Raw genomic sequence first — 13,729 nt, forward strand, 5'->3', positions numbered from 1 at the left:
ATGAAAAAAGTGTTTGGAGTCATTGGGGATCCGATTGCGCACAGCATGTCGCCGGTTATGCACGAGGCTGCTTTTGAAGCAGCAGGATTTGATGGCGCTTATCATAAATTTCATGTCTCCCCCGAACGGCTGAAAGATGCGATGACCGGCATCCGCGGTCTCGGTCTCGGCGGTGTCAATGTAACAATTCCGCATAAGGTGACGGTAATGGATTATTTGGATGAGATTGATCCATTAGCCGAAAAAATCGGGGCGGTCAATACGGTTGTGAATGAAAACGAGCGTTTGATCGGGTATAATACAGACGGTGAAGGCTTTTATACTGGGCTTGAACCTTTATTGCCGAAACCGGTAGAATCAATGCGTGTACTGATTATCGGAGCCGGCGGTGCAGCCCGCGCTGTAGCAATGACACTTGCTGAGCACGGGGCGGGAGAGTTGTATATCACCAACCGCACAGAACCGAAAGCGGCTGAACTTGCGAAAGCCTGCCGCTCTTATGTGGATACCCGTTCGCTGACCTTAACGCTCGCGCAAGCCCGTCTCACTGAGTTTGATTTAATCATCAACACGACATCGGTCGGGATGTCGCCGGATACAGACCGGATTCCGATATCGCTTGAAATGCTCGGTAAGCGCAGTGTTGTTTGCGATTTAATTTACCATCCGCTCGAAACAAGATTTCTAGCTCAATCAAAAAAGCAAGGCGCCCTTACACAAAACGGGCTTTCGATGTTTGTCAACCAGGGGGCTCTCGCGTTTGAACGGTGGACGAATGAAAGAGCTCCGCGTGAAGCGATGCGCCAGCGAGTTATACAAGAATTAGGAGGATCATAATGCTTTCAGGAAAACAAAAGCGATATTTAAGAAAAAAAGCTCATCATATTAAACCGATTTTTCAAGTCGGCAAAGCCGGGGTCAATCCGGAATTAATTCAGCAAATCGGTGAAGCGCTTGAAGCGCGCGAGCTCATCAAAGTCAGTGTGCTGCAAAATTGTCCTGAGGATAAATCGGAAGCGGCTGATGCGATCAGCCGTCAAGCAGACGCAGATGTCGTTCAAGTGATCGGTTCGACGATCATTTTGTATAAAGAATCTCAAGAAAATAAAACGATTGACTTGCCGTCAGCATAGGGGGTGATTCAATGCGCCGAATCGGTCTTCTCGGCGGGACGTTTGACCCTCCGCACTACGGCCATTTAATCATGGCGGAGGAAGCAAGAATTCAAGGGAACCTGGACGAGGTGTGGTGGATTCCGAATCGGATCCCGCCTCATAAAGCGCAGCCTGCTTCTTCATCCGAAGCAGATCGAGTTGCAATGGTCGAAGAGATGGTGAAAGAGCATAAGGATTATAAATTGTCCCGCGTTGAAATCGATCGGGGAGGGCTTTCATATACCGTTGACACAATAGCTGAACTGCAAAGCACGCATGCTGACAGCGAATTTTCCTTTATTATGGGCGGCGACAGTTTGCTTCATTTTCATAAATGGCATGACTGGGAGCGCCTCGGTTCGATGCTGCCGTTTATTGTGCTTCCCCGCCCCGGCTTCGATTGGCCGTCATCTGCTGTTCCGGAAGAGTTGCTTATGTTAGATGAAGTGAGTTTAGAGCTGTCTTCGTCGTATTTGCGCAAAAAAATTAAAGCTCAAGAAGAGAACCCGTTTTTGTTTACTTCCGGGGTTTACCGCTATATAAAGGAGCATCGTTTATATGGATGAACAGCAAGCATGGATGTTTATCGCCGAAGCGCTGAAGCCGAAGCGGTTTGAACATACAAAACGTGTCGTTGAAGAAGCAGAGCGCCTGCAAGAAAAGTTCGGCGGAGATTTAAAACGGATAAAGTATGCCGCGATCGTTCACGATTATGCGAAATACCGGGATATTAACCAAATGAGAGAAACGGTGCGAGAGAGCGCTGTTCTTCCGAAAAATCTGCTGTTATACGGCGATGAACTTTTGCACGCGTTCGTCGGTGCAGAGTATTTACGCTCGGAACAGGGGATAACAGATGAATTAATATTAGACGCGGTTCGTTATCACACGACCGGCCGAAAAGGGATGACTACGGAAGAAAAGATCGTTTTTTTAGCGGATTACATTGAGCCGGGAAGAACGTTTAAAGAAGCCGCTGAAGCAAGAGAAGCGGCCGCTGAGGATTTAGATAAAGGATGCTTTAAAGCGTTGAAAAATACGATTATATTTTTAGCGTCCGAGGGTGAATCGATTTACCCGGATACGTTTGAAGCGTATAATGAACTTCAACAAAACCTACAACGATAAACGGAGGGAAAGTAATACTGATGGACGTACAGGACACTTTGGCAATGGCAGTAAAAGCAATTGACGATAAAAACGGACATGATGTGAATACGCTGGATATGTCCGGCATTTCATCTACCGCTGATTATTTCGTGATTTGTCACGGCAATTCTGAAACACAAGTAGAGGCGATCGTCCGGGAAATAAAAGATAAAGCGCAAGAAAACGGGATCGAGACCGGCCGGATTGAAGGCCTTGAAAGCGCCCGCTGGGTATTGGTAGATTTAAAAGCGGTAGTTGTTCATGTTTTTCATAAAGATGAACGGACGTATTACAATTTAGAAAAACTTTGGTCTGATGCTCCGCAAATAGCGATGGATCGGATTGTTGAGACGAAGTCATGAAAGGCAGGAGACGCTCGTGAGTGATCATTTTGCCTTGCTTTATGACCGTTTGATGGCCGATGCACCATACAAAGAATGGGAAAAATTGGCCGTACAGAAGATTCCGCAGAACGGCAGGGTACTTGATCTCGGGTGCGGGACAGGCACCTTAACCATTTATTTGGCACTTTCAGGATACAATGTGACAGGTCTCGACCTTTCGGGCGACATGCTCGCTGTTGCGCAAAAAAAAGCGCAAGATGAGCGTGCGCCGGTGACATTTGTCCAGCAGGATATGCGCGAATTGACAGGTTTTAACCGTCTTGACGGGGTGACCCTTTTTTGCGACGGTTTGAATTATCTCACAGATGAAGCGGATGTGTGTGAAGTCTTCCGCCGCGTGTACGATTCATTGACTGAAGGCGGCGTCTTTGTTTTTGATGTTCATTCGCCTTATAAAATGACGGACGTATTTGCTGACGGCTTGTTCGGGGAAAACGGAGAAGACATTTCTTACTTGTGGTTTTGCGAACAAGGAGAGAAACCGTTGAGTGTCGAGCATACATTGACGTTTTTTGTCCGTGCTTTTGACGGCCGTTATGAACGGGTGGATCATGAACTGACCCAACGCACCTTTTTGATCGACGATTATCGAAAATGGCTCGAGGACTGCGGGTTTACCGATGTGGACATATCTGCTGATTTTGGCCGCGAGAAACCGGATGAAGCGTCAGACCGGATATTTTTTTCAGCTGTGAAAAAATAACTGCCCTGCCGGCGCATTTTATAGTATACTGAAAGAAGCCCGAAAACGGGCTTCTTCTTTTATTCCCCGCAATTGCTTATTTTTCTTCGGTATTTTTCGAACGTTACCCATAGTGGATTGATTCAGCCTGCACTTTGAAGAGAGGGTGAATCGCTGTGAAAATGAATAAAGATTGGCAGCTCAGTTTACGTCAGGTCGCTGCAATCATTGCAGGGACGGTTTTGTTAACAGCAGCCGGATCTTTTTTGTTATTCGGCGGAGATCGTGAGCAAGCAGCTGAAAAAGATGATCCGTTTGATTGGACAGCTGATAATGAACCGGCTGACAACAATGAAGCAGAGAATTCAGCGGATCATGAAGAATCGGATCAACAGTCGATTATGGTCGATGTCAAGGGTGCTGTTCATCAGCCTGGAGTATACACGTTATCTCCGGACACAAGAGTATTGGATGCTGTCGAAGCAGCGGGCGGAAAATCCGATGACGCTGATAAAGGACAGCTGAATTTGGCCGAGCGGACTTTTGATGAAATGGTTGTCCACGTCCCGTCCGTCAGTGATATGGAGAATGATCCGCCGGCTGTTTCAACGGAAAACTTCAGCGGTCAAATTAAAGATCAAGACGGTTTGATTAATCTTAATCAAGCCGATGAGAGCGAGTTAACTGAGCTTCCGGGGATCGGTCCGGCAAAAGCAGAGGCGATTGTTACTTACCGTGAGGAAAACGGGTCTTTTGCTGTCACTGAAGATTTAACCGAAGTGCCGGGGATCGGGGAGAAAACGTATGAAACGCTGGCGGAATCGGTAAGTGTCCGCTGACAAAACCGGGATTGACGTCAATACCGGAACACCATAGACTGATGACAGACAGATGAGGCAAGAAAGGATGCGTGTTAAGAATGGAACGGATTTCGTGGAATCAGTATTTCATGGCGCAAAGTCATTTGCTGGCATTAAGAAGCACATGCACAAGGCTGATGGTAGGAGCGACGATTGTCAGAGATAAACGGATTATTGCCGGCGGTTATAACGGTTCGATTTCCGGCGGGAGTCACTGTGAGGATGAAGGGTGTTATTTGATTGATGACCGCTGTGCCAGAACGATTCATGCCGAAATAAATGCCATATTGCAATGTGCAAAGTTTGGTGTTCCGGCTGAAGGAAGTGAAATTTATGTGACTCACTTTCCGTGCTTAAATTGCTGCAAGGCGATTATTCAAGCGGGCATTCGCGCCGTGTATTACGCAGAGGACTATAAAAATCATCCGTTTGCTCTGGAGTTGTTTGCCGAAGCGGGCATACATGTCGAACAAGTTGAATTAGAAGAGATGATTTTAGATACGAACAACCAAGAAAAGTTGGCGTTCGCTGCAAAAATGCTCCAAAAACTTGAAGCTCACGGCGCTGCAGAAAATGATTTAGCTGAACTGAAAAATGAAGCGAACAAATTATTTACTTTATCTAACTGATAAACAAAATACTTACTTTTAAACCGCCTCGGAGGACCCCCTGCTATGATCCCCTTGCTCCCCCTTATGATAATGACCTGGATATCCGGGTCATTAGTCGCCTTTTTTGGCTATTCTGCCGCTCCGGTGTTTTTTATGATTGTGTCTGGTCTAGCTTTCGTTCCGTATCTCCGGGAGCATAAGCGTCTTTCCTTAATGATCGTGCCGTTTATCATTTTTATTTGCGGATTTTTCTATACGGAATGGGATATGACAAGGCAGGGCAGCGCACTGACAGGACAAGAAACGTTCGTTGAGGCGCGCTTGGACGAATCGATGAGTCTTACGTCTTCCGGCCGGCGCTGGTCAGGTGTATTTGCCACAGAAGATAACGAAAAGATCGCTGTTTTTATAAAGGCAGACGACCAATCGTCGAAAGCCCCGGTGCGCCCCGGTGAAACTTGCCGGTTTGAAGCGGAATTAACAAAGCCTGATCCGCCTTCCAATCCGTATGGTTTTGATTACGCAGGGTATTTGCTGAGGGAAAATATTTATTGGACGGCAACGGTCAACCCGGACACCCTCAGCTGTATCGATAAGAATCCAAACATGATGGACAGACTGAAGAGGATGCGTGAAACGGGGATTGAAAAAATGACCTCGGGTAAATCAGCCCGGTCGGAGGAGGCAGCGCCTCTGTTAGCGGCGCTTGTCTTCGGTGAGCGTCAGCTTATAGATGAAGCGCGCCTCAATCAATACCAGGCTCTCGGCGTCATTCATTTACTGGCTGTTTCCGGTTTGCACGTCGCCTTTTTATCGGGGGCGCTTTATTATTTGCTCCTTCGTTTAACATTGACACGGGAACAGGCTGAAACAGCGTTGTTGGCAACGATGCCGTTATACATTGTTATTGCCGGAGGGGCTCCCTCTGTCACAAGGGCTGTATTGACGTTGATGATTTTTATTGTTTTTAAAAAACTCGGTTTCCGTATTAAAGGTATTGAAGCTGTCAGTTTAATCGCTGCGCTTCTTCTTTTAAGCGATCCGCAGCTTTTATTGCATATGGGTTTTCAGCTCTCCTTTCTTACAACCGCGGCGCTGTTAATTTCAAAGAATTGGCTTACGGACGGAAACCGCATACAACAGCTCTTGAAAGTAACCGTTACAGCACAAATCGTCAGTGCGCCTGTGTTAATCGCACAAACCTATGAGTTAAGTATCCTCGCTGTCTGTGCTAATGCCGTGATGGTTCCGCTTGTGACACTTATTCTCTTACCGCTTGCATTCATTATTGCCGGAATAAATGCATTGTTTGGACAATCGCCGGAATGGTTATGGGCGTTAGCTTCTGCAGCGGCGAAGATGATGGACTCGTTTCTTGAAATGCTGGCATCTGTTCCTTGGCATGCGGCAGTGCTTGGAGCGCCTGACGAATGGCAGCTGATCCTTTGGCTTTTCGCTGCGAGTCTTTCCCTTGTATTGATTGAAAGGAAAAAGTACGTTACAGCAATATTGATTTTGACAACGGTATTTTTTGTTCATTTTTTTTCGCCGTTTTTTAATTCGGATGCGCGGATTACGATGTTGGATGTCGGTCAAGGAGACGCCATTTTGATCGAGCTTCCCCGGCGTGAAGAAATCATTTTAATTGATACAGGCGGTGCGCCGGTGTTTGACGCAGACGATCCGGAGAAATCCGGCGTTAAAGGTCCCGGCATCAGAGCGATTGAACCCTTTCTTCGCGGCGAGGGAATCCGCCGGATTGATACACTTCTTTTAACCCACGGGCATCAAGATCATGTCGGAGATGCTTGCGATGTCAGCAAAACGGTTCGAATCGAACGGGTTCTCTACCCGGCCGTTTTGCCGGTTTCAGAAACGGGGAAGGAAGCGTTAGCGTGCCTGCAGGAACAAGGTGTTCCGATCGAGCCGGGAAAATACGGGCAAAAGTGGCAAACAGGCAGTTCGTCTTTTCGGCTGTTAAACCCTCAAGGAGACGAGCTGGAAGAAAACGACCGATCAATCGTTATGGCTGCAGCGATTGAAGACGTGAGATTTTTGTTCACAGGGGATATTGAGGAAGAAATCGAACAGAGGCTGGTTGAAGATGACGAACCGCTTAAAGCCGATGTTTTAAAGGTCGGCCATCACGGCAGTCTGTCGTCTACTACCGAGCCGTTTCTCACAGCAGTTGATCCTTCGGCAGCACTTATTCCGGTCGGGGAAGGAAATCGTTACGGTCACCCGAGTGAAGAAGTTTTAAACAGATTGACGGATGCTGACGTTGATATTTACAGAACGGATACTGACGGAGCTGTGACTGTTACGGTTAAAGACGGGCGTTTTCAGGCGGAAACATACCTCGAAACAAAATAAAACTGCGCCTGTAAGCAGGCGCAGTCAAGGTGTAGACAAACTATTATTTTGACGTAAGTCATGAATCCACTACCCTCCGCTTGCCCCGGGCAAGGACTCAGCTAGTATTCGGCGGCCTCAGGCCGCCGAATCCGGATCTTCGTCTCTTGCTTTCCCGGAGGCGTCGGAGGAGTGGATGCATGGCTTCTTTTTTATCAATACACTCGCTTCAAAAAAGAGGATGACCCAGCATCCCGGCTTTCTCCTGCGGGATAGCGAGACAGACGAGACCCTGCAGGGCATAAGCCCGAAGCGGCTCGGCGCTCGCCCGCGGAAAGAAGCCGGACGATGCGTCGTCATCCGTTCTTTTTAACATGACATCTAACGATGTCATGACTTTGTCAACACTCTGACTGCGCCTGTAAAAAGGCGCAGTCAGAGCCGCAGCAGATTAATGCGGGAACTTACCCGACAAAGATTTCAATAATCTGTGCTACGATAAAGATGGTAAAGAAGAATCCAAAAGGGACAATAAAACCGATCGCACTGTCGATTAAATCATTTTGCTTATACTGGACATCGTGTTCAAATTCATTCATGTCAGATCCCTCCTATTACAAGTCCAGTATAATGGAAACTTGAAAAAAAATCTATCCGTAAGGATAATTTCCCGATATGAATTCATGTGATAAACTTAGATCCAGTATGAATAAGGAAGTGACAACTGTGTCGTATATCGATGTTTTAAAGCATATTCAAAATCAGGAAACTGCACCGATCTATCTTCTTTTCGGAACGGAGTCTTACTTAATCGAAGATGCAGTCGGAAGGATCGTCAATAAAGCTCTTACAAAAGACGAACAGGAATTTAATTTATCCACGTTCGATATGAACGAAACACCGGTGGATGCAGCAGTAGAAGAAGCTTACACGTTTCCGTTTATGGGCGGAAAGCGGGTTGTGATCTTAAAGAATGCCCATTTTTTAACCGCGCAGAAAAATTCAGCCGCTGTAGAGCACGATACAGAAAAATTACGCACTTATGCCGAAAACCCGGTAACAGAATCAACCGTGATTATTCAGGCACCTTACGAGAAGTTGGACGAACGGAAAAAGCTCGTTAAACAAATCAAACAGCAGGCTGTTGTTATGGACGGAAAACCTCTTAATGAAAATGAATTGCGCAGCTGGCTGAAAAGCAAGGGGGAAGAAAACGGAGTCACTTTCGCCCAGGGGGCTGATGATCTGTTGCTTCAGCTTACGGGCGGGGATTTAATGGTTTTGGCCTCAGAAGTGTATAAATTATCGTTATACGCCGGCGAGGAAGGCATCATACAACAAGACGCTGTTGAAGCTTTGACAGCACGGTCATTGGATCAAGATATTTTTGCGCTCGTTGACGGTGTTGTTAAAGGGCAAACAGAACAAGCAGTCAGCATTTATTATGATTTAATTAAACAAAAAGAAGCGCCGCTTAAAATATTAGCGTTAATGGTCAGGCAGTTTCGCATTCTTTATCAAGTAAAGCAAATGGCTGAACAAGGATACGGGGAGAAAATGATTGCCGGCCGGTTGAAACTGCATCCTTATGTAGTTAAGCTCGCGCAGCGGCAGACGGGCCGATTCAGTGACAGTCAGCTCATGAAAAAAATCGATGAATTGGCCGAACTTGATTTTCGGATAAAAACCGGCCGCGTAAGCGATGAGCTCGGTGTGGAATTGTTTTTATACGAGTCGAAAAATCATTAAAAAAAGCGGCCTCTTTTTGAGGTCGCTTTTTGCAATGCGATTTTCCGATTTAAGCGCTCAACTCGTTAAGACGCTTATGCATACGGGATTTTTGACGCGATGCTGTGTTTTTGTGAAAAATACCGCGGTTGACAGCTTTATCAATCTTTTTCACAGCATTGGAAAATGCTTCTTTTGCTCCTGCAACGTCGTTTTGATCTGCTTTTTTCTCAAATACCTTCACTGTTGTGCGAAGTTCAGATTTAAACGCAGCGTTTTGCGCACGCTTCTTTTCGATCGTGCCGACACGCTTGCGGGCCTGTTTAATGTTAGCCATTTTTCTTCACCTCCTCAAGTAGTTCCGTTGTATCGCCGATCATTTTGTGATCTCCTTGGCTTGCAACAATATGGATTTTATCAAATGGGTATGGAAAATGCAATCATATTTTCGGGCATAGAGCGATTTCTTAGGAAAAGAATTTGAACAGAATCGGGAAAATGAATTGTACCATCTGAATGTTTATTGCTATAATACAAGTTAGTGTCTATAAAGACGTTTGAATCGTAACAAACAGGAGTGATGCATTGATGAACCCCGAACAGCGCATTGAACGTCGGGATCGGATACGTAACTTTTCGATCATCGCCCATATTGATCACGGAAAATCAACATTGGCGGATCGTATTTTAGAGAAAACAAAAGCATTGACGCAGCGGGAAATGAAAGAACAGATGCTCGATGCGATGGACCTTGAGCGTGAACGCGGAATCACAATCAAGCTGAATGCTGTCCAGCTGGAGTATAAAGCAAACGACGGCGAGGAATATATATTCCACTTGATCGATACACCGGGACACGTCGATTTTTCATATGAAGTTTCCCGAAGTTTAGCGGCATGCGAAGGCGCCCTGCTGATCGTCGATGCCGCGCAAGGAATTGAAGCGCAGACATTAGCGAACGTGTACTTAGCGATCGACAACGATTTAGAAATCATTCCGATTATTAATAAGATTGATTTGCCAAGCGCCGAACCGGAAAGAGTGAAACAAGAAGTTGAAGAGGTTGTCGGCTTGCCGATGGATGATTGCATCCTTGCCTCTGCTAAGGACGGCGTCGGGATCGACGAAATTTTAGAATCTGTCGTGAAAGATATTCCGGCTCCTGCCGGTGATCCGGAAGCGCCGCTTCGGGCGATGATTTTCGATTCTGTATACGACCCGTACAGAGGTGTTATTGTCTACTTTCGAATTGTTGAAGGCACAGTCAAGCCGGGTGAAAAAATTCGGATGATGGCAACCGAAAAAGAATTTGAAGTGCAAGATATCGGAGTATTCACACCGAAACCTGAAAGTAAAAAAGAATTGAGCGTCGGGGACGTCGGTTATATGATTGCCTCGATCAAAAACGTTTCGGACAGCCGCGTCGGCGATACGGTGACGCACGCAAAAAATCCGGCGCCTGAAATGCTCCCGGGCTACCGTAAATTAAATCCGATGGTCTTTTGCGGTCTTTATCCGGTTGATGCAAACGGTTATACAGCACTTCGGGAAGCGCTGGAACGCCTGGAATTAAATGATGCTTCTTTACAATATGAAGCAGAAACGTCACAAGCATTAGGCTTTGGTTTTCGCTGCGGGTTTCTCGGTCTGTTGCACATGGAGATTATTCAAGAACGGATTGAACGCGAATACGGGATTGACCTGATCACAACGGCTCCAAGTGTTATATACGAAGTCGTCACGACGGATGATGAAGTGCTTGAAATTGATAATCCGTCGCATATGCCCGACACACAAAAAATCGAGCGGGTCAGCGAGCCGTTTGTAAAAGCAGAAGTTATGACCCCGAATGAATTTGTCGGTCCGGTTATGGAGCTTTGTCAAAAGAAGCGCGGGCAATATATTGATATGAAATATTTGGATGAAAACCGGGTGAATATCGTTTACAATATCCCGCTTTCGGAAATTGTGTATGACTTCTTTGATACATTGAAGTCGAACACACGGGGTTACGCATCCTTTGATTATGAAATTATCGGTTATAAAGAAAGCAACCTCGTTAAGATGGATATTTTGTTAAACGGAGAAAAGATCGATGCATTATCCGTCATTGTCCACCGCGATTTCGCCTACGAACGCGGAAAAATAATTGTCGATAAACTGCGCGATCTCATTCCGCGCCAGCAATTCGAAGTACCTGTTCAAGCAAGTATCGGGCAGAAAATTATCGCGCGTTCAACAATTAAAGCGATGCGGAAAAACGTGCTTGCCAAATGCTACGGCGGCGACGTTTCTCGAAAGCGAAAGCTTTTGGAGAAGCAAAAAGAAGGTAAACGGCGGATGAAAAATGTCGGTAACGTAGAAGTGCCGCAAGAAGCATTTATGTCTGTATTAAGCATGGATGAAAATAAGTGATGTGTCAGGCCGCAGCCCATCTGCGGCCTGTTAAACGTTCAGATCAAAGGGGGATATAGATGCCGCGGGCGATTTATTTACACGTGCCGTTTTGCGAGCAGATTTGTCATTATTGTGATTTTAATAAGTTCTTTTTAAAAAATCAGCCGATCGATGAATACATTGATGACGTATTAACAGAGATGGCACGTACCGTTGAGGCTGTGCCGCCTGAAGGACCGATCGAAAGCATTTATGTCGGCGGAGGTACGCCGACCTCATTAAGTTCGGCGCAGCTGAAGCGCCTTCTGCTCGGTTTGCGCAATTACTTCCCGATTTCTCCGGAAGCAGAATGGACAGTAGAAGTTAATCCGGGCAGCGCTGATCAGGAGAAACTGCAAATGATGTCCGCAGCCGGTGTTAACCGTCTTAGTATCGGCGCACAAACTTTTGACAGTCAGCTGCTGCAAACAATCAATCGGGACCATCAGCCTGGAGATGTGCTCGAACAAATCCTGTTGGCCCGTCAATCCGGGATTACAAATATCTCTGTTGATATGATGTACGCTTTGCCCGGCCAGACGATGGAACACTGGGATGATTCATTAAACGAACTGTTGCAGCTTCCTGTCACTCATGTCAGTGCTTATGCGCTTAAAATCGAAGCGAAGACTGTTTTTTATCAAATGTGGCGTAAAGGTCAGCTCAGTTTGCCCGAAGAGGAATTCGAAGCGCTAATGTACGAACGAATGCGTTCGGTTTTAAGCGAGGCCGGTCTGAATCAGTATGAGATCAGCAATTTCGCTGTCCCCGGATACGAAAGTTCTCATAACCGAGTGTATTGGCAAAATAAGGAGTATTACGGCCTTGGAGCAGGTGCGCACGGCTATACAGCCGGTGTCCGCACAGTGAACCACGGCCCGCTTCCTAAATACATGCGTGCGATTGCCGAGGGGGAGTTTCCGTACTTGGAAACTCACCGTGTAACAAAGGAAGAACAGATGGAAGAATTCATGTTTATGGGGCTGCGCATGCGAAGCGGTGTATCGCGGAGTGAGTTTTTTGAGCGTTATAACATCGATGTAGACGATGCCTTTCCTGAAATTGTACCGGGGCTGTTTGAGCGCGGTTTGCTCAATGAAGAAGAAGGGCGGTTGTTTTTAACGGAAGACGGACTTTTGCTCGGAAATGAAGTGTTTGAAAAATTTCTGCTCGGGTAAACCCGTAAAAGGCTGTTTATGCTTTGAAAATAATTCACGTTTAAAGTTGACAAAAAGAATCCTTCTTTGATAATTTATAAACTAGATTTAGCACTCAAAGAAACCGAGTGCTAACAGGAGGGGTTGCATATGTTGACAGAACGTCAAATGCTGATTTTGAAGGCCATTGTCGATGACTATGTAACAAATGCGGAGCCCGTTGGTTCCCGCAGTATATCGAAACGGAGCAATGTCAGCTACAGCCCGGCAACGATCCGCAATGAAATGTCGGATCTAGAAGAGCTGGGTTTTTTGGAGAAAACGCACAGTTCTTCAGGACGGATACCGTCACAAAAAGGTTATCGGCACTATGTTGACCATTTGCTGTCCCCTTCATTGGTCACCAAAAAAGAAGCTGAGAACATTCAAGAAGTATTGGAAGACCGGTTCGCTGAGCTTGAGGAAGTTGTCAAACAATCAGCTAAAGTGCTGTCTGACTTGACGAGTTATACATCAATCGTTCTCGGGCCGGAAGTTTTTGAATCGACGCTGAAGCAAATTCAGCTCATACCGATTTCGGATAATCAGGCGGTTGCCATTATCGTCACTGATACCGGTCACGTTGAAAATCAAACTGTGTATTTCCCGCATAAATTATCGTCGGAAGAGCTGGAGAAAGTAGTAAAAATATTAAATGACCGGCTATACGGCGTTCCGCTTTATAAACTGCAGCAGGCGCTGCGCACTGAAGTGGCAAATGTGATGAAGAAGTATGTCGATCGTTACGATCAGATATTGGAAGTTTTTAAAGAGATCTTTCGCCATCACCATAATGATAAAGTTTATTACAGCGGAAAAACGAACATTCTCAGCCAGCCCGAATTTAATGATGTCGATCGTGTGCGGGATATCTTGAACATTTTTGAGGAAGATGAATTGGTATCGAAATTGTTCCGGTCGGAAGAAAAGGGCTTAAAAATCCGCATCGGTGAAGAGAACCGTTTTGCGCCGTTTGATGATTGCACAGTCATAACGGCCACGTATTCGGCAGACGGCAAACAGCTCGGGACGGTCGGAATTTTGGGGCCGACACGTATGGAATATCCGCGTGTCATCAGCTTGATGGATTATTTAACACGCGATTTATCCAGGCTCTTGTCAAATCGCTACAGCAAGTAGTATGAAGTTTGTATAAG

At 46.1% G+C, this 13,729-nt stretch carries 16 protein-coding genes; 13 read left to right on the forward strand and 3 right to left on the reverse strand.

Annotated elements, in window-relative coordinates; genetic code table 11:
* The 9 genes from aroE to EDD67_RS04040 all read left to right on the forward strand — a co-directional run bounded on the left by aroE (position 1) and on the right by EDD67_RS04040 (position 7,233).
* On the forward strand, positions 1–837 hold the full coding sequence (gene aroE, locus EDD67_RS04000) for a shikimate dehydrogenase (RefSeq protein WP_093072334.1): 837 nt from the start codon (positions 1–3) through the stop codon (positions 835–837).
* On the forward strand, positions 837–1,133 hold the full coding sequence (gene yhbY, locus EDD67_RS04005; protein WP_093072335.1) for a ribosome assembly RNA-binding protein YhbY: 297 nt from the start codon (positions 837–839) through the stop codon (positions 1,131–1,133). Before aroE ends, yhbY begins: the two co-directional genes overlap by 1 nt.
* Before the next feature lie 11 nt (positions 1,134–1,144).
* Positions 1,145–1,720 carry a nicotinate-nucleotide adenylyltransferase gene (nadD, locus tag EDD67_RS04010; RefSeq protein WP_121439002.1) on the forward strand — a complete coding sequence of 192 codons (576 nt, stop codon included), beginning with the start codon at positions 1,145–1,147 and terminating at the stop codon, positions 1,718–1,720.
* On the forward strand, positions 1,713–2,282 hold the full coding sequence (yqeK, locus tag EDD67_RS04015) for a bis(5'-nucleosyl)-tetraphosphatase (symmetrical) YqeK (protein WP_121439001.1): 570 nt from the start codon (positions 1,713–1,715) through the stop codon (positions 2,280–2,282). Before nadD ends, yqeK begins: the two co-directional genes overlap by 8 nt.
* A gap of 20 nt (positions 2,283–2,302) precedes the next feature.
* The gene (rsfS, locus tag EDD67_RS04020; RefSeq protein ID WP_121439000.1) at positions 2,303–2,665 is read left to right on the forward strand and encodes a ribosome silencing factor; all 363 of its coding nucleotides are present in this window, start codon (positions 2,303–2,305) and stop codon (positions 2,663–2,665) included.
* Between the two features lie 16 nt (positions 2,666–2,681).
* On the forward strand, positions 2,682–3,410 hold the full coding sequence (locus EDD67_RS04025; protein WP_242005928.1) for a class I SAM-dependent DNA methyltransferase: 729 nt from the start codon (positions 2,682–2,684) through the stop codon (positions 3,408–3,410).
* Positions 3,411–3,571: 161 nt separating this feature from the next.
* Positions 3,572–4,228, forward strand: coding sequence for a helix-hairpin-helix domain-containing protein (locus EDD67_RS14145; protein WP_277872112.1), 657 nt, complete (start codon positions 3,572–3,574; stop codon positions 4,226–4,228).
* A gap of 80 nt (positions 4,229–4,308) precedes the next feature.
* A complete protein-coding gene (locus EDD67_RS04035) occupies positions 4,309–4,878 on the forward strand; it encodes a ComE operon protein 2 (RefSeq protein ID WP_093072340.1) in 570 nt (189 codons plus the stop codon).
* Between the two features lie 135 nt (positions 4,879–5,013).
* A complete protein-coding gene (locus EDD67_RS04040) occupies positions 5,014–7,233 on the forward strand; it encodes a DNA internalization-related competence protein ComEC/Rec2 (RefSeq protein WP_158638144.1) in 2,220 nt (739 codons plus the stop codon).
* Positions 7,234–7,441: 208 nt separating this feature from the next.
* Here the strand turns inward: EDD67_RS04040 and EDD67_RS13810 are convergent, their stop codons facing one another.
* Together EDD67_RS13810 and EDD67_RS04045 are read right to left on the reverse strand one after the other, a co-directional pair.
* Positions 7,442–7,606 carry a hypothetical protein gene (locus tag EDD67_RS13810; RefSeq protein ID WP_154718741.1) on the reverse strand — a complete coding sequence of 55 codons (165 nt, stop codon included), beginning with the start codon at positions 7,604–7,606 and terminating at the stop codon, positions 7,442–7,444.
* 70 nt (positions 7,607–7,676) lie between these two features.
* Positions 7,677–7,811, reverse strand: coding sequence for a YqzM family protein (locus EDD67_RS04045; protein WP_093072342.1), 135 nt, complete (start codon positions 7,809–7,811; stop codon positions 7,677–7,679).
* 127 nt (positions 7,812–7,938) lie between these two features.
* On the opposite strand from EDD67_RS04045, the gene holA reads away from it, so the two are divergent.
* Positions 7,939–8,961 carry a DNA polymerase III subunit delta gene (gene holA / locus EDD67_RS04050; RefSeq protein WP_242005927.1) on the forward strand — a complete coding sequence of 341 codons (1,023 nt, stop codon included), beginning with the start codon at positions 7,939–7,941 and terminating at the stop codon, positions 8,959–8,961.
* 49 nt (positions 8,962–9,010) lie between these two features.
* On the opposite strand, the gene rpsT is transcribed toward holA, so the two are convergent.
* A complete protein-coding gene (gene rpsT / locus EDD67_RS04055; RefSeq protein ID WP_121438997.1) occupies positions 9,011–9,277 on the reverse strand; it encodes a 30S ribosomal protein S20 in 267 nt (88 codons plus the stop codon).
* A gap of 251 nt (positions 9,278–9,528) precedes the next feature.
* Here rpsT and lepA point away from each other — a divergent pair, with 251 nt between their 5' ends.
* The 3 genes from lepA (at position 9,529) to hrcA (ending at position 13,712) form a co-directional block, all read left to right on the forward strand.
* A complete protein-coding gene (gene lepA, locus EDD67_RS04060; RefSeq protein ID WP_318271963.1) occupies positions 9,529–11,355 on the forward strand; it encodes a translation elongation factor 4 in 1,827 nt (608 codons plus the stop codon).
* A gap of 59 nt (positions 11,356–11,414) precedes the next feature.
* The gene (hemW, locus tag EDD67_RS04065) at positions 11,415–12,554 is read left to right on the forward strand and encodes a radical SAM family heme chaperone HemW (protein WP_121438996.1); all 1,140 of its coding nucleotides are present in this window, start codon (positions 11,415–11,417) and stop codon (positions 12,552–12,554) included.
* Positions 12,555–12,683: 129 nt separating this feature from the next.
* On the forward strand, positions 12,684–13,712 hold the full coding sequence (gene hrcA, locus EDD67_RS04070) for a heat-inducible transcriptional repressor HrcA (RefSeq protein ID WP_121438995.1): 1,029 nt from the start codon (positions 12,684–12,686) through the stop codon (positions 13,710–13,712).
* Positions 13,713–13,729 lie beyond the last annotated feature (17 nt).

This window comes from Salisediminibacterium halotolerans (genome assembly GCF_003814815.1).
GTDB lineage: Bacteria > Bacillota > Bacilli > Bacillales > Salisediminibacteriaceae > Salisediminibacterium > Salisediminibacterium halotolerans.